Raw genomic sequence first — 23,507 nt, 5'->3', positions numbered from 1 at the left:
GCAGGCGGTCCGTCGCGGTGCCGTCATACGCCCGCTCCCGGGTGGAGGCCACTTCTGCGTTCCTGGGCCCGAGCGCGCTCGGTTCGGGCCCAGGGTCCGCTCGGCCGGCCTGTAAACCGTTAAGTAGCGACGCGAGCGAGTGCTGACACGCAATGAGTGACCTCCCGGACGATTTCAACTGCACGATCACCAACTGGGAGTATATTTACGGACTCTGCCGGGACGTCAGCGACCAGGTCAAAGCCGCCGACTTCGAGCCCGACGTGGTCGTCGCGCTCGCCCGCGGCGGCTGGTTCGCGGGCCGGTGTCTCTGTGACTTCCTCGGCCTGAACGACCTCACGAGCCTGAAAATGGAGCACTACGTCGGCACCGCGGAGAAATCCGCCGAGCCCGAAGTCCGGTACCCGATGCCGGAGGGCTCCGTTGAGGACAAGGACGTGCTCATCATCGACGACATCGCCGACACCGGCGGCTCCATCGAACACGCCCACGAGTACGTCCAAGACCGGGACGCCAACGCGGTCCGAACGGCAACCCTCCAGTTGCTGCAGACCAGCGCCTTCGAGCCCGACTACGTGGGCGAACGCCTCGACGAGTGGGCGTGGATCGTCTACCCCTGGAACTTCATCGAGGACATGATCGACATCATCGCCGGCGTGATGGCCACCGACGACGACGGCCCCTACACCACGGCCGGCATCCGCGACCTGCTCGCGGACTACCACGACGTCGACCGCATCCAGATGGAGATCGCACAGCCTGACCGCCTCACTGAAGTCCGCTCCGAGATGGTGCGCCGGGACGTGCTCGCCGCCACCGACGCCGACCGCTGGGCGCTCGTGTGACGCCCGCCGGCCGCCACCGCATCGTTTAGGTGTGGGGCCCGCTCACATCCTGGTGTGATCGGCTTCATCGGCGGTTCCGGCATCTACGACGCACTGCCACTGAACGACGTCCGGGAAACAGCCGTTTCGACGCCGTACGGCGACCCGAGCGCGCCGGTGACCATCGGCGAGTTCGGCGACACCGGCACCGAGGTGGCGTTCCTGCCGCGCCACGGCTCCGACCACCAGCGGTCGCCGACGAACCTCCCGTACCGCGCCAACATCTACGCGTTCAAGCAGCTCGGCGTCGAGCGCATCCTCGCGTCCAACGCCGTCGGCAGCCTCAGAGACGAGCTGTCCCCCCAGACGCTGGTCATCCCGGACCAGATCTTCGACCGGACGAACCACCGCGACGCGACGTTCTTCGGTGACGGCGTCGTCGTCCACCAGCCGTTCGCGGACCCCTACTGTCCGCACATGGTCGAGCACCTCCACGACGCCGCCACCGACGCCACCGACGCCGACACCCAGCAGGGCGGCACGTACGTCTGCATCGAAGGCCCCCAGTACTCGACGCGCGCCGAGTCGGAGTTCTACAAGGCCCAGGGCTGGGACCTCGTCGGCATGACCGCCATCCCCGAGGCGAAGCTCGCGCGGGAGGCGGAGATGTGTTACGCGACGGTCGCCGGCGTCACCGACTACGACGTCTGGAAAGCGGACAGCGAAGTCACGCTCGACGAAGTGCTCGCCAACGCCGCCGCCAACGAGGACGCGATCAAGGCGACCGTCGAGCGCGCCATCGAGACGCTGCCCGACGAGCGCGACTGCGACTGCGGCCACAGCCTCGACGGCACGGTCAACACGCCCCCGGAGGCCATCCCCGAGGAGACCCGCGACCGCGTCGCGCCGCTGCTCGGCGACCACATATAGCGGTCACAATACACTAAGATTCGAATCCGTAGACATAAAATGTAAATACGTGAGCCGACTTCGTTAGTGTATATGCAGGGTGACGTGGATGCACAGGCGTTCTCGGCGGAGCTCGCCGAGTTGAAACGCGGCGGCTGTACACTGCTTGTCGCCAGTGACGCGCCCGGCCACGGCACCGCCTGCGAGCGCCTGCTCGGCGCTCCCGAGCTCGACCGCAGCCACGTCTTCCTCTCGACAGCAGTCGACGTTCCGACGATCCTCACGCGCCACCGCCCACGACGCACGGATCCCGGATCGTTCGCCGTCGTCGACGCCACTTCCGACACGCGAAGCACAACCACGACGACCAGCGCCGCCCCCACCGGCCCGACTGCCACCACGGAGTGGTACGAGCGCGCCCCCGATCACCTGGATCTGGAGGCCGTCTACACCACAACCAAGGCCGCCATCGACCGGGTGGCTGCGGACGCCGACGGCCCGGGTGAGCTCCGCGTCTGCCTCGACCGCCTCGACACCTACATCGACGCCACCACCGCCGGCACCATCGCGGAAACCGAGCTGTTCCGGTTCCTACACTTGCTCTGTGGCGCGATCCGGCGCGTCGACGGCATGGGCCACGTCCACGTCTCGGCGTCGGCCGACGACGACGTGCTCGGAACCATCGAGCCGCTGTTCGACGCGACCGTCGAGATCGAAACGACGGCCGGCCAACACGCCCGCCAGCGCTGGCACCTCCACAGCTCCGGCCGGGAGACCGGCTGGTTCCAGCTGTAGCCTCTCACGCCGGCGGCACTGTCGCCGCCTGTGCGGGGAACTCCTCGGTCGCCTGCACCCAGAGGTCGCCGAACAACTCGTCTTGGGCGAGCGTGACCGCGCCCCGGTGTGCGAGAAACAGCACCGCCAGAAACGTCTCCACTCGGGACGGCCCGGCAGCCGCGATCTCGGCGTACAACACCTCGTCCCGGCCGGCCTCGTACTGCGCGGCGAGCGCCCCCCGGACGTCGGTGATCGTGGCCTCGATGTCCTCCCCGTGGGCGTTCCCGAGCGTCTCCGCGGTGGTTGGCTCGTCAGCCATCCGGCCCGCGTCACCGCTGCGGTACTCCATCTCATTGACGCCCCGCCGGAACCCCTGTGGGCTGTCGCTGGTGTCGTACTCCCTGGACTCCTTCCACCACGACCCCCGCTCGGCCTCCCGGAGCTCGCGCACGAGCTCGTCTAGCGTCTGTGGGCTGCCCCGCGCCTGCTTGCGGTCCAGGCGCCGCTCCATTTCGGCCTCCAGGGACGCCACCGGATCCGACGCCGGCTGTGCGTCGTCCCCGCCCGGCGGCTCCCAGGGCGCGCGCTCGTCGTCACCGTCGTCGGCGTCCTCGTCGTCGTCGTCGTCCAGCATCGCCTCGCTTTTCATCCGCAACAGCACGCTGGCGTAGAACAGCGCCCGCCCCGACGTCCGCAGATCGGCCTCGTCGAGCGCCGCCAGGAACTTGTCGGTCACCGCGACGATGTCGATGTCCCAGGGCTCGATCTCGCCGCGCTCGGCCAACCGCACCAGCACCGCCACCGGCTCGACCGCATCGCCGTCGGCGTCACTCCGCCCCTCGTGGCCGGGACTGGCCACCGGCACCGCGTCCCGATCAGTCATCCGTGACCGCCCCCTGCGCCGAGAGGTCGATGCCGGTGACGATGCTGCGGTTGTCAGCCTGCATCGTCACCCCGATGGCGCGCTCGGAGCGGTCGAGCATCGCCGACCGATGGCTGACCACGACGAACTGCGCGTCGCCCGCAAGCTCGTCCACGAGCTCGCCGACGCGATCCGCGTTCACCGCGTCGAGGAACGCGTCCACCTCATCCAGCGCGTAGAACGGCGCGGGGGTGTGGCGCTGGATGGCGAAAATGAACGCCAGCGCGGTCAGCGACTTCTCGCCGCCGCTCATCGCGTCCAACCGCTGGACGGGTTTGTCCCCGGGCTGTGCCTTCATCGTCAACCCCCCGTCGAAGGGGTCGTCGGGGGTTTCGAGTTCGAGCCCGCCGGTGCCGGCTGACAACCGCGAGAAGATGCGGTGGAAGTGGTCGTTGATCGCCTCGAACGCCGCCATGAACGTCGACTTCTTCTGCTCGTCGTAGCGCGCGATGCGCTCCCGAATCCCGTCGGCCTCCTCGGTGAGCGTCGCTCGCTGCGCCTCCAGGCTATCGAGGGTGTCGGCGACCGACTCGTACTCGTCGATCGCGAGCATGTTCACCGGCTCCAACGCCTCCATGCGCGCGCCGAGGCGTTCGACGTTCTCCGCGACCACGTCGGCGTCCGGAATCTCCGCCGGATCGTACTCCCCGACGGCGTCGTCCAGCTCCGCGACCTCCTCGCTGAGCGTCTGCGCTGCCGCCTGCAGGCGCTCCAGGCGGTGTCGTGCGTCCTCGACCGCGGCCGCCTGCTCGTCGCGGGCGTCTTCGGCCTCACTGAGGTCGGCCTTGCGCTCCTCGCGGTCGCGTTTCAGGTCCGCCAGCTCGGCTTCGAGGTCCTCAACCGCCGCCTCCTTCTCAGCGAGCTCCGCCTGCTTGGCCTCGATGTCGCCGTTCAACGCCTCGATTCGCGCCTGCTCGTCGGCTTTCCGGCTCTCGGCGTCGGCCACGTCAGCCTGGAGGTCCTCGACGGCGTCCTCGGCGTACTCTTTTTCGAGCGTGAGGCTGTTCAGCTCGCCATCGAGCTCGTCGACACGACCCTCTAGGTCCACGACGGTCGCCTCGATGTCTTCCTTTTCGGCGGTGAGTTCGGGGATCCTCGACTCCGCCAACTCCGCCTCCAACGACTCGATCTCGGCCTCGATGGCTGCGATCGTCTCCTGCTGTGCGTCGATCTCCGCGTCGACGGTCTGCATCTCCGCGTCGACGGCCTCGCGCTCGTCCTGCAGCTCCTCGATGCGCGTTTCGAGATCCGCGATGCGCTCCACGGCGGCCTCCCGGTCGGCCTCGGCGGCCTCGATGTCGGCCTGGATCGTCCGCACCTGCTCGGTGGCGTCCTGGCGGCGGTCCCGCGCCGAATCCAGGCGCTGGTCGATCTCGCGGACCTCCTGGCGGCAGTCCTCGCGGTCGTCTTCGAGACCCTGGATGCGCTCGGCGACCCGTTCGAGTTGCCCCTTCCCGGATTTCGAAAACGAATACCGCGACCCCGACCGACTCCCCCCGGTCATCGCACCGGATTTCTCGACGAGATCGCCCGCCAGCGTCACGAGCCGGAACTCGCCCATCAGGTCGCGTGCGGTCTCCATGTTCTCCACGACCAGCGTACTCCCCAACACGTACGAGAACACCGGCGCGTACCGCTCGTCGAAGTCCACGAGGTCGTACGCGAAGTCCACCACGCCGGGCATCGCCGGCGCGCTCGGCAGCGACCGCTGCTGCATCTCGGTGATCGGGAGGAACGTCGCGCGGCCGGCGTTGCGCTGCTTGAGGTACTCGATGCAGCGCTGCCCGACGCCGTCGTCGTCCACCACCACGTTCGCCAGCCGCCCGCCCGCAGCCGTCTCGCAGGCGGTCGCGTACTGCTCGCGCACGCCACCCAACTGGCCGACAGTGCCGTGCACGCCGTCCCGGTCGTCGTTCAGCACCGTCGTCACCGCCTTCCCGTACGAGGAGTCTCCCGACTGGTCGGCCTGCGCCTCCAGGCGCGCGTACTCCTCTTGGGCCGCCGACAGCTCGTCCTCGACCGCCGCGAGGTCCTCTTGGCGCTGGCGCTTCTCCTGTTTGAGGTCCTCGACCACGTCGACGATCTGCTCGCGGTTCCGCGTTGCCTTCTCCAGTTCGTCCGCGAGCTCGTCCAGCGTGGCGTCCACCTCGGGGAGCTCGGCCCGGGCATCCTCCAAGTCGGCCTCGGCGTCGGCCAGCTCCTCGCTGCGGCGTTTGGCCTCGTCCAGCAGTCGGTCTTGCTCCCGCTGGTGGTCGTTGCGCTCGCGTTTGGCGTCCTCCAGGGCGGTCTTCTCGTCCGCGAGCGCGGCTTTCAGCTCGTCGAACTCGGTGTCCACGGACTCGATCTCGGCTTCGATGTCGGCGAGCTCGTCGCGGCGCTCCTGGATCTCCGCGGTCACCGACGCCTTCTGGACTTTCACTTCCCTGATGTCGGTCTCAAGGGCGTCGATCCGCTCGCGTTTGCGGTCGATCTCGACGACCGCCTCTCGGCGCTCGGCGTCCGCGTCCTGGACGCGATCCTCGCAGGCCGCGACCGTGTCTTCGAGCCGCGACACCTCGCCTTTGATCTCCTCGATCTCGCGCTTGATCGCGAGCTGTTCGTCCTCACCCTTGCGCTCGATCTCGGCGTTCAACGCCGCCAAATCCGCTTCGATGCGGCCCACGGTGTCGCGGCGCTCGTCCAACTCGGCGGTGAGCCCCTCCAACTCGCGTTCCTGTTCGTCGATGTCCGCCCGCGTTGCCGACAGGTCGGCGCGCGTCTCCTCCAACTCGGCGGCCTTGGCGTACCCCTCGTACTCCTGTTTTTCCTCCTGCAGGTCCTGGTATTCGAGGGCGGTCTCGCGCTCGTCGGCGAGGCGGTCGAGGCGGTCGCGCTTCTCGTCGATCTTCAGCTCCGCCTCCCCGATGCGCTCCTCGACGACGTCCAACTCCTCGAACGCGTCGCGCTTCTTCGCGTCGAACTCCGCGACACCCGCGATCTCGTCGATGATCTCGCGGCGCTCGCCGGCGGTCATGTTGATGATGCCAGTGACGTCACCCTGCATCACCACGTTGTATCCCTCCGGGGCGATCCCGGCCTGCGCGAGCAGCTCTTGGATGTCCGCGAGGTTCACCGACCGGTCGTTCAGGTAGTAGTACGAGTAGTGGCTGTCGTCGGTGCGCTTGACGCGGCGCTTGATCGTGATGGTGTCCACGCTGCCGACGTTCTCGGAGCCGGCGGCGGTGGTCACCTGCGACCGGGAGACCACGCCCGCGTCGTTGTTCAACACGACTTCGACGCTGGCCTCCGTCGGCCCCGCGGCTCCATCAGCGCCCTCGTGAGCGGGGTTGTAGATGAGATCAGTGAGCGTTTCGGCGCGCATCCCGGTGGTGCGGGCCAACCCAAGCGCGAACAGTATGGCGTCGATGATGTTCGACTTCCCGGAGCCGTTGGGACCACTGATCGTCGTGAAGTCCTCGTAGAACGGGATTCGGGTGGTCCCTGCGAAGCTCTTGAAGTTCTCAACGACGAGTTCCTCTATGTACATGTGCAAAGGGGGCGGCCAGCCTCAAGCGACGATGATGTCGTCGAGCCCGGAGTCGTCGGTGTCATCGGTCGTGGCGTCGTCCTCGGTGTCGTCGGCGTCCGTCCCGTCAGCTGGCTGGTCGTCGGCGGGCTCGATGGCGGACTGGTCGCGAGCCTGCCTGAGCGCGTCGGTTGACGGTGGCTGGTCGAGTTCGGCTTCGAGCGCCCGGATGCGTTCGCCCGCATCGACCAGCTCCTCGGTGAGGCCGCGCACGGTCGCTTCCAGTTCAGCGACTCGGTCTTCGAGGTCGGTGGCGTCGTCGCTCATATCCTGGGAACCGGCCTCGATACATAAAAGGATGTATCGGACGTGCGTCAGACACCTATTAGTCGTCCTACTGGTTGTGGGTTCGGGGCTTCGTTACTCCTAAGCGGACGCACCGAGAATCCGTTGGTAATGAGTGCGCAGGCAGCCGAACGGGATCTCACGGCCATCATCGGGCTGGAGGTCCACGTGCAACTGGAGACGGACACCAAGATCTTCTGTGGGTGTTCGACGGACACCGACGACGCAGACCCGAACACGCACACCTGTCCGGTCTGCCTCGGACTTCCGGGGGCGCTCCCGACACTGAACGAGGGGGCCGTCGAAGCCGCCGTGAAACTCGGGAAAGCGATCGACGCCGACATCCCCGAGCGAACGCGCTTCCACCGGAAGAACTACTTCTACCCCGACCTCCCCAAGGGGTTCCAGATCACGCAGTACGACGCCCCGATCTGCCAGGACGGCGAACTCGAGGTCGGCACCGCCGACGACCGGCGCGCCATCGGCATCGAGCGCGCGCACCTCGAAGAGGACCCCGGCAGCCTCCAGCACGTCGGCGGCAGCATCGAGGACGCCGACTACACGCTCGTGGACTACAACCGCGCCGGCACGCCCCTGATGGAGATCGTCACCCGGCCGGACTTCCGGGCCGCCGAGGAAGTCCGGTCGTTCCTCGCGAAGCTCACGTCGGTCCTGGAGTATCTCGGTGTCTTCGACGCCGAACGCGACGGCAGCCTGCGCGTCGACGCCAACATCTCGATGGTGGACAGCGCGGAACTCGCCGGCGAGGGCGGTCCCAGCGACGACGTGCTCGAAGCCGCGAACCGGACCGAAGTGAAAAACATCTCCAGTCACCGCGCCGCCCAGAAGGCGCTTGCCTACGAGACCACGCGCCAGCGCAACCAGCTCGAACGCGGGATGGCGGTCGCCCAGGAGACCCGCCACTGGGACGAGGCCCGCGGCGTCACCGTCTCGATGCGCTCCAAGGAGGAGGAGAAAGATTACCGGTACTTCCGGGAGGCCGACATCCCGCCCCTGGAGGTCTCTGACTGGAAAGACGAGATCCCGATCCCGGAACTGCCGGACGCGCGCCGCGAGCGCTTCCGGACCGAGTACGGGGTCGGCGACGAGACGGCGTCGAAGCTCACCTCCCGGAAAGCCGTCGCGGACCTCTTCGAGGAACTCGCCGACGAGTACGACGCCGCCCTCGCGGCGACGTGGGTCGCGGACAACGTTCTGGGCGAGCTCAACTACCGCGACCTCTCGCTGGACGACGTGGCCGACCGCGACGACGAGTTCGAACGCCTCGTCGAACTCGTCGCCGAGGACGAGATCACGGCGAAGAACGCCGAGGAAGTCGTGCTGCGCACGATGCTCGACGAGGACCGAGCCCCGGACGAGATCGTCGATGCCGAGGGACTCGGGAAGACCTCGGGGGACGCGGTCGCGGACGCCGTCGCCGAGGCCATCGCGGAGAACCCCGACGCCGTCGCGGACTACCACGACGGCGAGGGCGACGCCCTGAACTTCCTCGTCGGACAGGTGATGGCGAAGACCGGCGGCAGCGCCGACCCCGGCCAGGTCAACGAACTGCTGCGCGACGAACTGGCGCAGGCGTAACCCTCGCCGCGGCCCCTCATCGCTCGCCTTCGCCGCCGCTGGCGGCTACGATTCTGCGTCCGTCCGGTCGGACCCGACGACTGCTGGCCGCACACCAGTGCCGACACCGAGAGCGACACTGAGGCAGCCAGCGAGCAGCCAGCCGGTGCCGGTCCCCGCCGCCAGCGTGGCTCCAAACCCGGTTTTGGTGTATCCGGAGATGAGCATGACCACGCCGAGTGTGGTGTACCCCGCGCCCGCGAGCCAGTGTTCGTCGACGAACTCGGGGCGTCTCTCCGGGGTGCCAGCGAGGACGAACGCGACGCCGGCCGCGACGAGCAGCCCCGACTGTTCGGTGAGTCCGGCTGGGTGGCCCGAGACGGCCGACACCGCGAGCAGCCCGCTCCCGAGACACACCAGGAACGCCCCGAACACCGGTGTCGCTTCGCTCCACGTCACGGTGGCGACGACAGCCGGCGTCGGGATAAGTCTGCTGTGCCTCTGGACCCGACCGACATCACTCGGGGAAGCCGTCCGACCCGAGGCCGAAGTCGCCCGGCCGGAAGACGTACGCCAGCCCGACGAACGCAAGGCTTGCGCCGCCCAGCCCGACGGCGATGGCGTACGCGAGCTCGGCGTCGGTTCCGGTGTCACCCAGCTTTAAGACGACCAGCCACGCGCCGAGTACGGCGTTCCCCGCGCCGAGCAGTCGGTGGGGACCGACGCGGTCACGGAGCGCGCTCGGCGTCCCGGAGAGTATCATGAGCACACCGGCGGCGATGAGAAGCACGGCTTCTGCGGCGAGCCAGCTCGGCGGCGGGTACGAGAGGGCGACGACACACGCCCCGAGCACGGCGAGTACGAGCCCGAGAACGCGAGAGCACTGGTAGCGGTTCATAGGCGTGGTGAGACAACCCACGGGGGTAGTTCTTTCGTGCGCTCGCAGGCGCTGCGAGCGGCCGCGCGAGCACTCGCCTGCGCACCCACGGCCACCCGGCATCGCGAACGCCCGAGCGCGCCTTGTCCCGACGCTTGCCTGCGGTTCTCGCGTACGAAATCTTTACCCGGAGTCCCAGCGTACAGTCCCCAACGACACCCGCAGGGGTGGAGGTAGCACACCGTGGAACTCATCGTCACAGAGAAGAACAACGCCGCGCGGCGCATCGCCGACATCCTCTCCGAGGGAGGGGCGTCGACGACACAGACCGCGGGCGTGAACGTCTACGAGTGGGGTGGCCGGCGCTGCATCGGGCTGTCCGGCCACGTCGTCGGGGTTGATTTCCCGCCGGAGTACAACGACTGGCGGGACGTCGAGCCCGCGGAACTGATCCACGCCGACGTGGTGAAAGACCCGACCCAGGAGGACATCGTGAACGCGCTCCAGCGGCTCGCTCGGGAGGCCGACGACGTGGTCATCGCGACCGACTACGACCGCGAGGGCGAGCTCATCGGGAAGGAGGCCTACGAGCTCGTCCGCGAGGTGAACGAGCAGGCACCGGTCAACCGCGTGCGGTTCTCCTCGATCACGGACACCGAGGTGCGGTCGGCGTTCGCAGACCCCGATGACATCGACTTCGACCTCGCGGCCGCCGGCGAAGCCCGCCAGATCGTCGACCTGATGTGGGGGGCGTCGCTGACCCGGTTCCTGTCGCTGTCGGCGGGCCAGATGGGCGAGGACTTCATCTCCGTGGGCCGGGTGCAGTCGCCCACGCTGAAGCTCATCGTGGACAAGGAACGCGAGATCGAGGCGTTCGATCCCGACGACTACTGGGAGCTGTTCGCGGACCTCCGGAAAGACCAGACCACCTTCGAGGCGCAGTACTTCTACGAGGACCCCGCGGACGGCACCGAGGCCGAGCGCGTCTGGAACGAGGGCGACGCCGACGCCGCGTTCGACGCCCTCCGGCAGGCCGGCGAGGCGGTCGTCGACTCCGTGTCCCGCCGGACTCGCACCGACGATCCGCCCGCGCCGTTCAATACCACGCAGTTCATCCGCGCCGCGGGCTCGCTTGGCTACTCGGCGGGCCGCGCGATGAGCATCGCCGAGGACCTCTACACCGCGGGCTACATCACGTACCCCCGCACCGACAACACCGTCTACCCCGACGACCTCGACGAGCGCGACCTGCTGGAAGCCTTCCAGCAGACGGTGTTCGGGGACGACGCCGATTCGCTGCTCGACCAGGACCGCCTCTCGCCGACCAGCGGCGACGAGGAGACCACCGACCACCCGCCGATCCATCCGACGACGGACTTCCCCGACCGCAATCAGCTCTCCGAGGACGAATGGGCGGTCTACGAACTCGTCGTGCGGCGGTTCTTCGCGACGGTCGCCGCGCCCGCCGAGTGGGCGCATCTCCGCGTCACCGCGGACGCCGACGGCGAGTCCCTGAAGGCCAACGGGAAACGCCTCGTCGAGGCGGGCTACCACGCGGTCTACCCGTACTACGACAGCTCCGAGAACCACGTGCCGCCCGTCGAGGAGGGCGACACGCTCGCCATCACCGACGCCCGACTGGACGCCAAACAGACCCAGCCACCGCGCCGGTACGGGCAGAGCCGGCTCATCGAGACGATGGAGTCGATGGACATCGGGACGAAGTCGACGCGGCACAACACCATCGAGAAGCTTTACGACCGCGGCTACATCGAGAACGACCCCCCGCGGCCGACGACGCTCGCGGAGGCGGTCGTGGAGGCCGCCGAGGACTACGCCGATGTCGTGGTCAGCGAGGAGATGACCAGCCAACTGGAGGCGGACATGACCGCCATCGCCGACGGCGAAACGACACTCGACGACGTGACCACGGAGTCCCGGGAGATGCTCGACCGGGTGTTCGACGAACTCACCGCTTCCCGGGCTGAGATCGGCGACCACCTCCGCACGTCACTGAAAGCCGACAAATCACTCGGCCCCTGTCCGGAGTGTGGCGACACGCTGTTGCTCCGGCAGTCCCGCACCGGATCGCATTTCGTGGGCTGCGATGGCTACCCGGAGTGCCAGTTCACACTCCCGCTGCCGTCGACCGGCGACCCACTCGTCATGGACGCCGTCTGTGAGGACCACGACCTCCACGACGTGAAGATGCTCGCCGGCCGGAACACGTTCGTCCACGGCTGCCCGCTGTGCGCGGCCGAGGCGGCCGACGAGTCCGAGGACCGACTCATCGGGCCGTGTCCGGACTGCGGCGAACCCCACGGCGGCGAACTCGCCATCAAGCAGCTCCAGTCGGGCAGCCGGCTCGTCGGCTGCGACCGCTATCCGGACTGCGAGTACTCGCTGCCGCTGCCCCGACGCGGCGACATCGAGGTCACGGAGACGTACTGCGACGAGCACGCCCTCCCCGAACTCGTCGTCCACGACGGCGAGGACGACGACCCCTGGGAGCTCGGCTGCCCCATCTGCAACTACGAAGAGTACCAGGCCCGCCAGCGCCAGCAGGGACTCGAAGCACTGGACGGCGTCGGTCCGAAAACCGCTGCAAAACTCGAATCGGCCGGGGTCGAGGACGTCGGCGCGCTCGCCGACGCCGACCCAGAGGGGATCGCCGACGCGGTCTCGGGCGTCAGTGCCGACACGATCCGAGAGTGGCAAGCGCAGGCGGACTGACAGCCGCCCGCTCGATCCGGGCCGCCAAGCGTGTGACATACGACACGGATTGCGTGTCGTATCGCCGCCTACGTGCCCCCGTGATGGGTGTGTTCTGGTTGCGGCGGAACGGGCCGCCAGTAGCGCCGCGGTCAAGTGAATGGCCACACTACGGTCGGGCGTGCACCTCGACGAGTACATCGACGACCTCCAGCCGGACAGCGAGCACCAGCGCCGCCAGCAACTCGCTGCCGAGAAATCCTACGAGATCCTGGACTTCGTCGCGGACGTCGAACAGGGCGTCACCGAGGCGCTGCAGGGCGACACCCTCGTTGGGGCGACCGCGCCGTCGGTGTTCGTCGGGCGGTCGGCGTACCCGGACGTCTCGGCGGGCATCCTCTCGCCGGTCGCCGGGGACGCCGACCCCGCGGAGTTCGCGACGAGCGGCGAGTGGTACCAGCAGGGCCTCGGCATCGACAACGTCCTCCAGTACCGGACCGGCCTGCTGAACTCCCGTCGGGCGGCGAACGTGAACGTCCACGACGTTTGGGACGGCTTCGTCGGCACGCAGCGCGAAGTCGCGATGGCCGACCGGCCGGTGGACGTCGAAATCGGGCTGTCGGACGCCCCGACGTTCGACCGCGAGGAGTACACGAGCCCGGCGGCGAACGCGCCGTCGGGGCCGAACGCAAGCGCCGAATCCGCCGCCCTCGGGGAGAACCCTCACGTGCCGCGGTACGTGGAGAAAACCCTCGCCGACGACGACTGGGCGGCCGAGGGCGCGATGACGTACCTCTACCGGCGGGGGTTAGACGTCTACCAGATCAACCGCGTGCTCTCGGTGGGCGCGCTCGGGCAGGGCCACCACCGCCGCCTCGTCCCCACGCGGTGGTCGATCACGGCCGTCGACGACACGGTCGGCCAGTACCTCCGCGGAACGATCCGGGACGCACCCAGCGTCGATGAGGTCACCGTCCACGTCAACGAGTACATGGGGAACCGCTACTGGGTGGTGCTGGCGCCCGGCCGCTGGGAGCACGAACTCGTGGAGATGAAAGCCCCGGGCAGCATCTGGAACCCGGATCCGGGTGGTGACCTCTGGATGGCGGCCGCCAGCGAGGGCTACGAGGGCCGGACCGGCTACGTCGACGAGACGGCGGGCGCGTACTACGCCGCCCGCCTCGGCGTCCTTGAGCACCTCTCGGACATCGGCCGGCAGGCGAAGGCGCTGGTGCTCCGGGAGGTCAGCGACGACTACTGGGCACCCGTCGGCGTCTGGCAGGTCCGGGAGAGCGTCCGCAACGCCTTCGACGGCCAGCCGGGCGAGGCCGAGACCTTCCACGGCGCGGTCGCGGAGATCAGCGACCACCTCCCGGTCTCGCTGGCCGCCCTCCGCCGCAAGTCCGACATGGTTGCCGGCGTCCAAAGCGCGCTCTCGGAGTTCGCCTAACCTTTATCTAGTTCCCTGTCTATCGCTGACCACATGGTCCCCCCAGTGTTCATCGGTGGTGTCCCGAGTGGCATGGAGCTCGCAGTCATGGCCTTCCTCCTGATTCTGATCGCAGCAGTCGCCTACGGCACCGTTTGGGTCGTCCGCGCCGTTTCGGATCGTGGGGGCAGCGACCTCGAAGCCCGCGTCGAGCACCTCGAAGGAGAGGTCGCGGCGCTGCGCGAGGACCGCCGCAATCGCGAGGAGCCGTAGCACTGGGGTTTTTTTGAGCACCGCCGCCAACGCTGGTGCATGACCTCGGCCACTTCGTATCGTCCACAGCTTCGGGCGGTCGGGATTGCGGTCCTCCTCACTATCGTCGCCATCGCCTTCGGATCGATCCTAGCGGTCTCACTCTTGATCGGATACATGCGGCTCACCCCGGCGGCCACGGGGAACGTCGGCCCGATCGTCGAGATCGGCGTCTCCCTGATCGCACTCCAAGGGCTGTCGTTCCCGCTGGTCGCGTGGGCGTACCTCCGGTGGCGGGGTGACGGCTGGTCGCTGCTGAACGTCTCGGTGCCGTCACTGCGCGACATCGGCTACGTCCTCGGCGGGTTCTTCGCGTCGTTCACGGGTCTGTTCATCATCAGCATCGTGCTCACCGCGCTCTCCGTCGAGACGGCGCCGAACTCCGTCGGCGAAACGGCAGCCCAAAACCCCGGCATCATCCCCCTCCTCGTGGTCTGCCAGTTCCTGCTCGTCGGCCCCGGCGAGGAGCTGCTGTTCCGCGGCATCATTCAGGGCTCGCTGCGCGAGCGGTTCAGCGCCGGGCCGGCGATCCTGCTGGCGTCGATGATGTTCGCACCGATACACATCCTTGCGCTCTCCGGTGGCCTCCCGGCGGCGGCCGCCACGATCGCCATCCTGTTCGTGCCGAGCATCGTCTTCGGCGTGCTCTACGAGAAAACCGGCAACCTCGCTGTCCCCGCACTCACACACGGCCTCTACAACGGCACTCTGTTCGGGCTGACCTACCTCTCGACCACTGTCGACGCACCCGAACTCATCCACCTCTTCTGACTGGCGGGGCCGCTACTGGCTGTCCGCCCACGTGAACGACGACCTGTCGTCCGCCCAGCCACCGTCGCTGACGGCGACCGACTCGCCACCCGAATCCGGAACCCCCTCTTCGTCCTCGGCGTCGCTCGCCGGCTGTGGCTGGTCAACAACGGCGGCAGCCGGCTCGTCGTCCGCCGCCGGAGGCTGTGCAGTCGGGCTGTCATCAGCCACCGACTGGTCGGCCGTGCCCGCGTCCGCAGGCACCGTGAAGTCATCCAGCATCCCCGCCAGCGCCGCGGTCTGCTCGGCCAGTTCGTCCATCTGGTCGGCGACCTCGTCGGTGGCGTCCGTCTGCTCGGCGGCGTTGTCCGCCACCGTATCCGACTCGGCGGCCGTCTCCTCGCTGACCGACGCGACCTCCTCGACCATCCCCACGACATCAGTGACCGACTGCGCGCCCTGGTCGGTGGCGTCCGAAATCTCCTGGACTGCGTGGTTGACGTTCGCCACCTCGTCGACGATCGCCTCGAAATCCCGCAACACGCCCTCCGCTTTCGTGATCTTGCGCTCGACCTCGGCGTCGACCTCCCCGATGGCGATCGAGGCGTCTTCGGCCTTCTCGGTCACGGCATCGACGATCTCGGAGATGTCGGCCGCCTGCTCGCGGGTCTCCTCGGCGAGGTCCTTGACCTCGTCGGCGACGACCGCGAAGCCGTCGCCGTCGGAGCCAGTGCGGGCGGCCTCGATGGAGGCGTTCAACGCCAGCATGTTCGTCTCCTCGGCGATGTCCTCGATGAGCGCCGTGATACCGTCGATGCGTTCGACCTCCGCAGCCAGTGACTCGACGGTCTCCGCGACGGCCTGGCTCTGCTCGCGCAGCGCGCGCAACGCCTCGATGGTCTCCTCGACCTCGCCGCGGCCGTCCTCGCCGCGGTCCGCCGCCGCCTGCGCGGTCTTCGCCACGTCGTTGGCGCTGGCCGCGATCTCCTCGACGGTCGCGGAGACGGTGTCCATCTCGGCGGCGATGTTGTTCAACTGGTTGGTCTGCTGGTTTGCGCCGTCCGCGATCTCGGTGACGCTCTCGCTCACGGCCGCGCTCCTGTCCGCCACCGCGTCGACGCGCTCGTCGGTCGTCCGTGACACCGCAAGCACCGCGTCCGAGAACGACTGGATGTCACTGATGGTGTCCGCAAGCGTTTCCAGCAACTGGTTGAAATCCTCAACCGCCGCCCGATGGTCGTCGGTGACGTCCAGCGCGGCCGCGTCCACGGTCGCGGTCAAGTCCCCGGCGCGCGCGGCGTCGGTCGCCTCCGACAGCGCATCCACCAGCGCCCGCAGTTGCTCGGACTGGCGCTCTAGTTCCGCCTGCTGGTGTTCCAACTCGGCGGTTTTGTCCTCCAGTTCTGCGGTGTACGCTTCGAGGCTGTCGGCCATCTCCGTGATGCTCTCCCCGAACGCCCCCGGCACCGACTCGTCGAGTGCGGGGTCGTCGAACGCCTGGCGCGCCAGTGCGTCGGCCTGCCGGGAGGCCACTTCGAGGTTCGACTGCATCCCATCGAAGGACGCGACCAGACTCGCGATCTCGTCGTCGCGCTTCGAGGACGGGATGTCCGCGCGCTCGAACTCCCCGGCCGCGATGTCGTCGGCGGCGTCCTCCAGGGCAACCAGGGGCTCCACGAAGTCCGCCTCGGCGATGAGGTAGGTGTTGTAGAACGCCACGACGGACAACGCGAGCATCCCACCGACACCGATCAGTTGCACGGTGCCGGCGGTGAACACGGTCAGGAACGCCATCCCGCCGGCTGCGAGGAACTGCAGCCCAACGGCGGTCAGCATCTTCCGCTCGACGCTGCCGGTCGCCCCCACCATGTCCATCGACCACCACAGCGAGCGCTTGTATGCCTGTGTTATGTTCATGCCTAATCGTCTATGTCCCCCAACAAAATGGTTATCCTGTGGTTCCCGTGGGGTGGGAACCAGCGTCCCGTCTCGTGCCGTTATTCAGTCGGCACCGGGCCGGCACCCATCGCGGCACGCACGTCGCGCTCGAACTCGCGGCGCGTCTCGAAATACGGCGTCGATACGTCTTCGAGCACGGCGTCCAGATCCCGGGGACCGTCGGGCGTCCGAACCACCGTGTCTCCCTCCTTACGGACGACCTCGCTTTTCTGGAGCGCCCACGTCAGCCGGGACGCCACGCGCGCGATCGGTGCCCCAGCGACGCGCGCCCCCTCCCCGAGTTCGACGGCGGGTGCGTCCTCGTCGTTGTCATCGCTCATGTCCGCGGCTTCGGGAGGCCTCGGATTCAAGCTTTCGAAGCGGGCCGCGTCTGACGTAGTGTTTTTACCTTGCGACGACAAGGCGAATGCATGACGAGCCTCGGGGAAGCGTACGACAGCCGTGGCGGCGAAGCGAGCACCCGCCGGGTGTATCTCGGCATGGGACTGTTCGCTGCGGGCGCGCTGCTCGTGGCCGGAGGAATCCTCGCGGGCGCGACCGAACTCCTGTTATCGCGGGGGTTCGGAACCTATGAGAGCCGTGAGATCGCGGGCGTGCTCGGCGGGCTCGGCATCCCCGCCGTCTTCGTGGGGATCTTCACGGTGTTGCCCGCCAACCGCCTCCAGCGCGCGGCCGCCGCTCTCGGCTCCGGGCTGACCGTTCTCGGCGTGATGCTGTTCCGCATCGCCTACCCCTACAAGTGGTACGACGCCGGGGCCGCCAGCACCGAGACGCTGGCGTTCATCGTCGTCTACGCGGCCGGCATCATCACCACCTTCTGGTGTCTGTTCACCGCGGTCGCGACGTTCAAAACCCGCAACGATCCGGGCGGCACCGTGACCATGACCGTCGAACAGAACGGCGAAACGCGCACCGTCGAGGTGCCAACGACGGACGTCGAAACCGCCCGGGAAGCCCTCGACGCCGAGGGGTTCGGCGGGGTCGGCGTGTTCGGCGGCGTCGAAGACCCCGCCCAGGAGACCCGCGCCAACGCCTCCGAGCCGAAACCCAGCGCGCAGTCGACCCCGCGCTCGCAACCCTCCCCGCCCGGGGGAGCGTCGGTCTCTGACGGCGGCGCGACCGAGACCGACATCTCCTCGCCGCTCGACGGCTCGGACTCCCGTGACGGCCCGGGGCCGGACGAATACTGTGGTAACTGCACGCACTTCGACTACGTCGACACGGAGGACGGCATGCAGCCGTACTGTGGCCTCTACGACGAGCGCATGGACGACATGGAGGCCTGCGAGTGGTGGGAGCAAAACAGCGACTGACAGCCCCCCGTGGGGGTGGTCCGAGAACGCCACACCGTTCAGGAGTTGCCGAGCGCTGACTGAACGAACGACACCCAGCGCTTCTTGTCGGCGGTCTCCCGGGCGCGCTCCTCGGCCTCGATGTTCGTCTCCCCCAGTGACTCCAGGGCGTGCAACGCCCTGTCGATCCCGATGATCACGTCGGCCTCCCGGTCGCCGGTCTCGTAGCTGATGTCGCCGTCTTCGATCCGCTCGCGGCGCTGCTTGCGCTCGCGGCGCAGCGACTGTTTCGCGTGCTCGACCTCCGTCTCCAGGTCGTCGGGGATGGTGTCGTGGCGTTTCACGTCGAAAACGAACGACGCCAACTCGATCGTCTCTCCCTGTACCTCGACCTCGTCGGGGATCGAGGTGCCCACCGTCGCTGTCTCCTTGTCGATCCGCGCCAGCAGTTGTTTCCGCTCTGATTCGCGCATACGGTGGGTTGCCCTGCGACCCGCAAAAGCAACGCGGCTCCTATCAACGCGCCGACCCAAAGCCATAACCACAGCCCACGCCTACGGTGTGTCGATGGCGACGTGTGATCGGTGTGGCACACAGGAACCGATGCCATACCAGTGTCGGCTCTGTGGCGGCACTTACTGTTCTGACCACCGCCTGCCGGAGAACCACGACTGCCCCGGCCTCGAGAACTGGGGCGACCCCAACGGCGTCTTCGACAGCGGCTTCGACGACACCGTCGACGGGCAGGCCACCCAGCAGTCCCGTGGTGGCGGCGGGGGTATCGCCGACGCGATTCCGATCAACACCGGGCCCGGCGGGCTGGTGGCGTACTTCCGGGGGAACGCCGCGTTCCTGTTCCTCGGGGTGATGTGGGTGACGTTCGTCATCCAGTACGGCATCGCGCCCCTGGCCGGGATCACCGACCGTTCCCCGACATGGTACAACCTCTTCACGCTGAACACCGCCCACCCGGAGTACGTCTGGACGTGGGTGACGTCCGTGTTCGCCCACGGTGGGTTCTCCCACATCGTGTTGAACAGCATCGTGTTGTACTTCTTCGGCCCCATCGTCGAGGACCGCATCGGGTCGAAGAAGTTCGTCGCGTTGTTCCTCGGTGCCGGCATCCTGGCCGGACTGGCGCAAGTCGGCGCGAGCCTCCTGGCGAACCCGGGGCCGGCAGTCATCGCCTCCCAGAACGGCCGGCTCCTGATCAGCGACGCGTTCTCCGCGACGCTCGGCGCGAGCGGGGCGATCGCGGCGCTGATGGGCGTGCTCACCCTGTTGAACCCGGGGCTTCGCATCTACCTCTACTTCGTGATCCCGATGCCGCTGTGGCTCGCCACCGGCCTGTTCGCGGCGTACTCCATTTTCGTCTCGGGCACCGGTGGCATCGGCGCGGGCGGTGTGGCGCAGCTCGCGCACCTGGCCGGACTCGGCATCGGCCTGCTGTACGGCGCGAAGCTCAAACGTGAGGGCGCACGCGCCCCCAACGAACTGCAGTTCGGGGGCGGTCCCGGCGGCGGAATGGGCGGCCCGGGTGGCCCCGGCGGCCCTGGGCGGCGGCGCTGACCGCATGCGCGTCGTTCGTCCTGAGTTCCGCCCGGCCCCCGGGTTGGACACCGACGCCATGGCGTCCCGCCAGCGCGACATCGCGGCCGTGGCCGACTTCGCCGACGACCACGGCCTGACCCCCGAGCGCATCGGTCTCGACGAACCGCCGGGCGAGCAGGCGGCGCTCGGCGGAGCCACCACCAGCGGCGAAGCGGCCCCCGTGGTGGTTGGCGTCGACCAAGCGTTCCGCGACGACGAGGTCTCGGTGAGCGCCGCCGTCGCGATCCGGGACGGCGCCGTCATCGAGCGCGCTGCGGGCAACGCGCCGCTGGACGTTCCCTACGTGCCGGGGTTGCTGGCGTTCCGCGAGGGCAGCGCCGTCATCGACGCGCTGTCGTCGTTGTCGGTCGAGCCGGACCTGCTCGTGGTCGACGGCAGCGGGCGCATCCACTACCGACAGGCGGGTCTCGCCACGCACGTCGGCGTGCTCTTCGACGTGCCGGCGGTCGGCGTGGCGAAGAGCCTCCTCTGCGGGACGCCTGCGGCGGCGCTCGCCGACCCGCTGCCGGCGGGCACCCGGGTAGCGATCGAGGCTGACGATTCGATGGACGCCCCGGACGGCGCCGTGGTCGGCTACGCGCTCCAGTCCCGCCAGTACCCGACCCCGGAGACGCGCCACATCAACCCGCTCTACGTTAGCCCCGGCCACCGTGTGAGCGCCGGGACTGCGGCCGACCTCGTCGAAGCTACCTGCACCCAATACAAGCTCCCCGCCCCGACTCGACTGGCAGATCAGTACGCTGCCGACCTGACGTGACTGCGGGTGGCCGGCCGACTACTCAAGCGTTAATTACCCGGCCCCCGAGGGTCACCGCATGGAGAAGGTCGCACTCGTGACCGGGTGTTCGTCGGGCGTCGGCGCGGCGACGGTACGGTCGCTGACCGACGAGGAGTGGAGGGTCGTCGCGACGGCGCGAGACACGGCCGACCTCGTGGCGCTCGCCGAAGAGACCGGCTGTGAGACCGCCGAACTGGACGTGACCAAGCCCGCGCAGTGCCGCGCCGTCGTCGACGACGCCGTCGACGACCACGGCCGGCTGGACTGCCTGGTGAACAACGCCGGGTTCGCACAGCTCGGCCCGCTGGAGGACGTTCCACCGCGGAAGCTCCACCGCCAGTTCGACGTGAACGTCTACGGGCCCCACCGGCTGATTCGGGCCGCGCTCCCCCACATGCGGGAGCGCGGGGAGGGCACCATCGTGAACGTCTCCAGCGTCTCCGGGCGCGTGGCCACGCCGGGCATGGGCGCGTACAACGGCTCGAAGTTCGCCTTGGAGGGGCTGAGCGACGCGCTCCGGGGCGAGGTCGCCGAGCACGGCATCGACGTCGCCGTGGTCGAGCCCGGCCCGGTCGACACCGGGTTTCAGGACCGCGCCGACGCCGAACTCGACGCCCTCGACCGCAGCGGTGGCTACGAGCGCATCTACTCGTGGTTCGAGGACGCCAGCGCGGTCAACGGCGTCGGGGCCGTGTCTCCCGAGCGCGTCGCCGACGTGATCGCCACGGCGGCCGTCAGCCCGAACCCGGCGGCCCGGTATCCGGTCGCGCAGGCCGGTCGCGTCGGCGTGCTGGCGCGGTTCCTCCCGGACCGCCTGCTCGACGCCGGCTACCGGGTTCTGTTGCGCGTTCTCACGTAGCCCGTCGTCGTCCGATCACGCCAGACAGGCAGCGACGACGCGCAGCGGACGCTCTCCGCGCACCTCCTCCGCGAGCAGCGGCACGCGTTTCACCGTGTGCCCCCGGAAGATGTCCTGAGCGTCGGCCAGCGCCTGTTGTTGGACGTCCCAGCGGCGCGCGCAGAACGCACAGTCCTCGTGGTTCGGGGCGACGAACGCGTCCGCGGGCACGTCGGCGACGTCGGCAAGCGGCTCCATCACGCGGTTCACAACCACCGTGTTCACGGGCACGCCGTACTCGTCGAGGCGCGTGATGAGGCGGTTCGACTCCGCCACCGAGAGCTCCTCGGGCACGAGCACCACCCGGAAGTCGGTGCGTTGTGGGTCCGTCAACACTGCCCGCAGCTGTTCGACGCGCTCCTTGACCGCGTCGAGGTCGCCCATCGTCTGCTCGGCGGACGCGTCGTCGTCACCGCCGAACATGCCCGTGAGCCCGTCCATCATGCCGCCCAGTCGCTCGCGGACTTGCATCAGTTGGCCGACCATCGAGTCCATCACCTCCGGCAGCTCGAGCAGCCGGAGCGTGTGCCCGGTCGGCGCGGTGTCGACAACCACCCGATCGAAGCGGTCGTCGTCGAGGTACTCCAGCAGCAACTGCATCGCCGCGGCTTCGTCGGCACCGGGCATCATCGCCGCGCTCCCGTCACCCCCGCCCGGCGCGCCGGCGTCACCGCCGAGCATCGTCTCCAGGGTCCCCGAGAGCGCGCCGTCCTGGCCGAACATGCCGGTCCGGTCGAGGGCGTCGTCCGGGTCGATCTCCACCGCCCACAGCGGCACGTTCTCGCGGATGCGGTGTGGCCGGCTCGGGATCTCGGCCTCCAAGGTGTCCGACAGCGAGTGTGCGGGGTCCGTCGAGACCACGAGCGTGTTCGTGCCGTCGCTGGCCGACGCCACCGCCGTCGCCGCCGCCATGGTCGTCTTCCCGACGCCACCTTTCCCACCGTACAGCACGTATTCGGCGGTGTCGACCGTGATACCCGGGTCGAGCGAGTCCACCGCCTCGACCTCGATTTCGTCCATGCCGGTAGTCGACGCCCCACGGGGGTCAATCCATTGGTCGCGGCCGCCCGACACGTACTGTTACAGTGGTCCCTGTGCATTGGTGGCGCATGGACCGCTCCGACCTCGTGACCGCGTACTACGACGCCGTCGACGAAGGCGACATCAGCGCTGTCCTGGCGCTGTTCAGCGACGACATCGTCTACGAGCGCCCCGGCACCCCCACCATCGTCGGTACCGACGACCTGGGGCAGTTCTACCGGACCGAGCGCGCGCTCACCGGCACGCACACCGTCCACACGCTCACCGTCGACGGCGATACCGTGGCCGTTCGTGGCACGTTCACCGGCGAGCAGGCCGGCGACCCCGTCGAGTTCGGGTTTGCCGACTTCCACGTCATCCGGGACGGCGCGATCACGGAGCGCCACACGTACACCGACCGTGACACCGTGTAGGCCGGCAGCGGTAGCTTCTTGCTCGTACCCTGGGAACGGGCTGTCATGGACGACTCCGACCCCGATCCGCCGATCGAGCAATCACTCGGCGACGCACTCCGGGACGCCGGCCACACTGTCGCGACCGCGGAGTCGTGTACGGGCGGCCTCATCGGGTCGCTGTTGACGGACGTACCCGGGGCCAGCGCGTACTTCGACCGCAGCTACGTCACGTACTCCTACGACGCGAAACTCGACCACGGCGTGTCCCGCGAGCACCTCGACGAACACGGGGCCGTCAGCGAACCGGTCGCCCGCCAGATGGCCCGCGGCGTCCGCGACCAAGCCGGCACGACCTGGGGGATCGCCACGACCGGGATCGCGGGCCCCGACGGCGGCACCCCCGAGAAGCCCGTCGGCACCGCCTACATCGGGGTCGCGTACGCCGGTGACTGGGGGACCGCGACCTCGGCGACGACGGTCGTGCGCCGCGAGTTCGACGGCGACCGCCAGGCCGTCAAAGCACAGATCGCGCGCGCCGCACTGACCGTGCTCGCAGCGGAACTCGAAAAGGTGACGTGACCCCCGTGCGTCGG

Annotated in this window: 23 protein-coding genes; 14 read left to right on the top strand and 9 right to left on the bottom strand. The window is 68.6% G+C overall.

The window, feature by feature from the left end:
- Positions 1-152: 152 nt before the first annotated feature.
- The 3 genes from APQ99_RS06990 (at position 153) to APQ99_RS06980 (ending at position 2,528) form a co-directional block, all read left to right on the top strand.
- Positions 153-845 (top strand): phosphoribosyltransferase, encoded by a 693-nt coding sequence (locus APQ99_RS06990; protein ID WP_010902203.1) that lies wholly within the window; start codon positions 153-155, stop codon positions 843-845.
- 54 nt (positions 846-899) lie between these two features.
- Entirely contained in the window at positions 900-1,754 is an 855-nt protein-coding gene (gene mtnP / locus APQ99_RS06985) for an S-methyl-5'-thioadenosine phosphorylase (protein ID WP_136361089.1), read from the top strand.
- Between the two features lie 72 nt (positions 1,755-1,826).
- Positions 1,827-2,528 carry a DUF7504 family protein gene (locus tag APQ99_RS06980; RefSeq protein ID WP_010902206.1) on the top strand — a complete coding sequence of 234 codons (702 nt, stop codon included), beginning with the start codon at positions 1,827-1,829 and terminating at the stop codon, positions 2,526-2,528.
- Between the two features lie 4 nt (positions 2,529-2,532).
- Here APQ99_RS06980 and APQ99_RS06975 read toward each other — a convergent pair whose 3' ends face one another.
- Genes APQ99_RS06975 through APQ99_RS06965 form a run of 3 tightly spaced genes read right to left on the bottom strand, consistent with a single transcriptional unit; the run spans position 2,533 to position 7,264 of the window.
- Positions 2,533-3,393, bottom strand: a complete 861-nt coding sequence (locus APQ99_RS06975; RefSeq protein WP_010902207.1) for a segregation and condensation protein A — start codon at positions 3,391-3,393, stop codon at positions 2,533-2,535.
- On the bottom strand, positions 3,386-6,958 hold the full coding sequence (smc, locus tag APQ99_RS06970; RefSeq protein ID WP_010902208.1) for a chromosome segregation protein SMC: 3,573 nt from the start codon (positions 6,956-6,958) through the stop codon (positions 3,386-3,388). Before smc ends, APQ99_RS06975 begins: the two co-directional genes overlap by 8 nt.
- 21 nt (positions 6,959-6,979) lie before the next feature.
- Positions 6,980-7,264, bottom strand: a complete 285-nt coding sequence (locus tag APQ99_RS06965; protein ID WP_010902209.1) for a DUF7518 family protein — start codon at positions 7,262-7,264, stop codon at positions 6,980-6,982.
- 129 nt (positions 7,265-7,393) lie between these two features.
- Between APQ99_RS06965 and gatB the strand changes: the two genes are divergently transcribed.
- Positions 7,394-8,881, top strand: a complete 1,488-nt coding sequence (gatB, locus tag APQ99_RS06960; protein WP_010902210.1) for an Asp-tRNA(Asn)/Glu-tRNA(Gln) amidotransferase subunit GatB — start codon at positions 7,394-7,396, stop codon at positions 8,879-8,881.
- 45 nt (positions 8,882-8,926) lie between these two features.
- Here the strand turns inward: gatB and APQ99_RS06955 are convergent, their stop codons facing one another.
- Entirely contained in the window at positions 8,927-9,319 is a 393-nt protein-coding gene (locus APQ99_RS06955) for a hypothetical protein (RefSeq protein WP_012289140.1), read from the bottom strand.
- A 58-nt stretch (positions 9,320-9,377) separates the two neighbouring features.
- The gene (locus APQ99_RS06950; RefSeq protein WP_227970909.1) at positions 9,378-9,758 is read right to left on the bottom strand and encodes a hypothetical protein; all 381 of its coding nucleotides are present in this window, start codon (positions 9,756-9,758) and stop codon (positions 9,378-9,380) included.
- Between the two features lie 222 nt (positions 9,759-9,980).
- On the opposite strand from APQ99_RS06950, the gene APQ99_RS06945 reads away from it, so the two are divergent.
- The 4 genes from APQ99_RS06945 (at position 9,981) to APQ99_RS06930 (ending at position 14,961) form a co-directional block, all read left to right on the top strand.
- The gene (locus APQ99_RS06945) at positions 9,981-12,470 is read left to right on the top strand and encodes a DNA topoisomerase I (protein ID WP_010902213.1); all 2,490 of its coding nucleotides are present in this window, start codon (positions 9,981-9,983) and stop codon (positions 12,468-12,470) included.
- A gap of 160 nt (positions 12,471-12,630) precedes the next feature.
- Positions 12,631-13,899 carry a DNA repair protein NreA gene (gene nreA / locus APQ99_RS06940; protein ID WP_012289141.1) on the top strand — a complete coding sequence of 423 codons (1,269 nt, stop codon included), beginning with the start codon at positions 12,631-12,633 and terminating at the stop codon, positions 13,897-13,899.
- A 33-nt stretch (positions 13,900-13,932) separates the two neighbouring features.
- Positions 13,933-14,151 carry a hypothetical protein gene (locus tag APQ99_RS06935; RefSeq protein WP_010902215.1) on the top strand — a complete coding sequence of 73 codons (219 nt, stop codon included), beginning with the start codon at positions 13,933-13,935 and terminating at the stop codon, positions 14,149-14,151.
- A gap of 39 nt (positions 14,152-14,190) precedes the next feature.
- Complete coding sequence (locus tag APQ99_RS06930) at positions 14,191-14,961, top strand: CPBP family intramembrane glutamic endopeptidase (RefSeq protein WP_010902216.1); 771 nt, start codon at positions 14,191-14,193, stop codon at positions 14,959-14,961.
- Between the two features lie 12 nt (positions 14,962-14,973).
- Here APQ99_RS06930 and mpcT read toward each other — a convergent pair whose 3' ends face one another.
- Together mpcT and APQ99_RS06920 are read right to left on the bottom strand one after the other, a co-directional pair.
- Complete coding sequence (mpcT, locus tag APQ99_RS06925; protein ID WP_010902217.1) at positions 14,974-16,857, bottom strand: chemotaxis signal transducer protein MpcT; 1,884 nt, start codon at positions 16,855-16,857, stop codon at positions 14,974-14,976.
- Positions 16,858-16,937: 80 nt separating this feature from the next.
- Complete coding sequence (locus APQ99_RS06920) at positions 16,938-17,219, bottom strand: DUF5789 family protein (RefSeq protein WP_012289142.1); 282 nt, start codon at positions 17,217-17,219, stop codon at positions 16,938-16,940.
- A gap of 90 nt (positions 17,220-17,309) precedes the next feature.
- On the opposite strand from APQ99_RS06920, the gene APQ99_RS06915 reads away from it, so the two are divergent.
- On the top strand, positions 17,310-18,212 hold the full coding sequence (locus tag APQ99_RS06915) for a DUF7139 domain-containing protein (RefSeq protein WP_010902219.1): 903 nt from the start codon (positions 17,310-17,312) through the stop codon (positions 18,210-18,212).
- Positions 18,213-18,250: 38 nt separating this feature from the next.
- Here the strand turns inward: APQ99_RS06915 and APQ99_RS06910 are convergent, their stop codons facing one another.
- Positions 18,251-18,664 carry a DUF5788 family protein gene (locus tag APQ99_RS06910; RefSeq protein ID WP_012289143.1) on the bottom strand — a complete coding sequence of 138 codons (414 nt, stop codon included), beginning with the start codon at positions 18,662-18,664 and terminating at the stop codon, positions 18,251-18,253.
- A gap of 94 nt (positions 18,665-18,758) precedes the next feature.
- Here APQ99_RS06910 and APQ99_RS06905 point away from each other — a divergent pair, with 94 nt between their 5' ends.
- The 3 genes from APQ99_RS06905 to APQ99_RS06895 are packed head-to-tail and all read left to right on the top strand — an operon-like array spanning position 18,759 to position 21,439.
- Entirely contained in the window at positions 18,759-19,760 is a 1,002-nt protein-coding gene (locus APQ99_RS06905; protein WP_010902221.1) for a rhomboid family intramembrane serine protease, read from the top strand.
- Positions 19,761-19,764: 4 nt separating this feature from the next.
- On the top strand, positions 19,765-20,559 hold the full coding sequence (locus APQ99_RS06900) for an endonuclease V (protein WP_010902222.1): 795 nt from the start codon (positions 19,765-19,767) through the stop codon (positions 20,557-20,559).
- A 58-nt stretch (positions 20,560-20,617) separates the two neighbouring features.
- Positions 20,618-21,439: an SDR family oxidoreductase gene (locus tag APQ99_RS06895; RefSeq protein WP_010902223.1), complete on the top strand. Its 822-nt coding sequence runs from the start codon at positions 20,618-20,620 to the stop codon at positions 21,437-21,439.
- A 15-nt stretch (positions 21,440-21,454) separates the two neighbouring features.
- Here the strand turns inward: APQ99_RS06895 and APQ99_RS06890 are convergent, their stop codons facing one another.
- A complete protein-coding gene (locus APQ99_RS06890; RefSeq protein WP_010902224.1) occupies positions 21,455-22,498 on the bottom strand; it encodes an ArsA family ATPase in 1,044 nt (347 codons plus the stop codon).
- 89 nt (positions 22,499-22,587) lie between these two features.
- Here APQ99_RS06890 and APQ99_RS06885 point away from each other — a divergent pair, with 89 nt between their 5' ends.
- Both APQ99_RS06885 and APQ99_RS06880 read left to right on the top strand, forming a co-directional pair.
- Positions 22,588-22,932 (top strand): nuclear transport factor 2 family protein, encoded by a 345-nt coding sequence (locus APQ99_RS06885; RefSeq protein WP_010902225.1) that lies wholly within the window; start codon positions 22,588-22,590, stop codon positions 22,930-22,932.
- A 45-nt stretch (positions 22,933-22,977) separates the two neighbouring features.
- Entirely contained in the window at positions 22,978-23,493 is a 516-nt protein-coding gene (locus tag APQ99_RS06880) for a CinA family protein (RefSeq protein WP_010902226.1), read from the top strand.
- Positions 23,494-23,507: the final 14 nt, after the last annotated feature.

This window comes from Halobacterium salinarum DSM 3754 (assembly GCF_008124605.1).
Classification (GTDB): Archaea; Halobacteriota; Halobacteria; order Halobacteriales; family Halobacteriaceae; genus Halobacterium; species Halobacterium salinarum.
The sequence above is the reverse complement of the archived record's forward strand: the minus strand, read 5'-3'. Positions and strand labels throughout refer to the sequence as shown.

Bases quoted from the DNA above. Each gene is read 5' to 3' on its own strand.
- APQ99_RS06990 (WP_010902203.1), top strand. From the start codon at position 153: ATGAGTGACCTCCCGGACGATTTCAACTGCACGATCACCAACTGGGAG.
- APQ99_RS06980 (WP_010902206.1), top strand. From the start codon at position 1,827: ATGCAGGGTGACGTGGATGCACAGGCGTTCTCGGCGGAGCTCGCCGAG.
- APQ99_RS06975 (WP_010902207.1), bottom strand. From the start codon at position 3,393: ATGACTGATCGGGACGCGGTGCCGGTGGCCAGTCCCGGCCACGAGGGG.
- smc (WP_010902208.1), bottom strand. From the start codon at position 6,958: ATGTACATAGAGGAACTCGTCGTTGAGAACTTCAAGAGCTTCGCAGGG.
- APQ99_RS06965 (WP_010902209.1), bottom strand. From the start codon at position 7,264: ATGAGCGACGACGCCACCGACCTCGAAGACCGAGTCGCTGAACTGGAA.
- gatB (WP_010902210.1), top strand. From the start codon at position 7,394: ATGAGTGCGCAGGCAGCCGAACGGGATCTCACGGCCATCATCGGGCTG.
- APQ99_RS06950 (WP_227970909.1), bottom strand. From the start codon at position 9,758: ATGAACCGCTACCAGTGCTCTCGCGTTCTCGGGCTCGTACTCGCCGTG.
- APQ99_RS06935 (WP_010902215.1), top strand. From the start codon at position 13,933: ATGGTCCCCCCAGTGTTCATCGGTGGTGTCCCGAGTGGCATGGAGCTC.
- APQ99_RS06930 (WP_010902216.1), top strand. From the start codon at position 14,191: ATGACCTCGGCCACTTCGTATCGTCCACAGCTTCGGGCGGTCGGGATT.
- mpcT (WP_010902217.1), bottom strand. From the start codon at position 16,857: ATGAACATAACACAGGCATACAAGCGCTCGCTGTGGTGGTCGATGGAC.
- APQ99_RS06920 (WP_012289142.1), bottom strand. From the start codon at position 17,219: ATGAGCGATGACAACGACGAGGACGCACCCGCCGTCGAACTCGGGGAG.
- APQ99_RS06915 (WP_010902219.1), top strand. From the start codon at position 17,310: ATGACGAGCCTCGGGGAAGCGTACGACAGCCGTGGCGGCGAAGCGAGC.
- APQ99_RS06910 (WP_012289143.1), bottom strand. From the start codon at position 18,664: ATGCGCGAATCAGAGCGGAAACAACTGCTGGCGCGGATCGACAAGGAG.
- APQ99_RS06905 (WP_010902221.1), top strand. From the start codon at position 18,759: ATGGCGACGTGTGATCGGTGTGGCACACAGGAACCGATGCCATACCAG.
- APQ99_RS06900 (WP_010902222.1), top strand. From the start codon at position 19,765: ATGCGCGTCGTTCGTCCTGAGTTCCGCCCGGCCCCCGGGTTGGACACC.
- APQ99_RS06895 (WP_010902223.1), top strand. From the start codon at position 20,618: ATGGAGAAGGTCGCACTCGTGACCGGGTGTTCGTCGGGCGTCGGCGCG.
- APQ99_RS06890 (WP_010902224.1), bottom strand. From the start codon at position 22,498: ATGGACGAAATCGAGGTCGAGGCGGTGGACTCGCTCGACCCGGGTATC.
- APQ99_RS06885 (WP_010902225.1), top strand. From the start codon at position 22,588: ATGGACCGCTCCGACCTCGTGACCGCGTACTACGACGCCGTCGACGAA.
- APQ99_RS06880 (WP_010902226.1), top strand. From the start codon at position 22,978: ATGGACGACTCCGACCCCGATCCGCCGATCGAGCAATCACTCGGCGAC.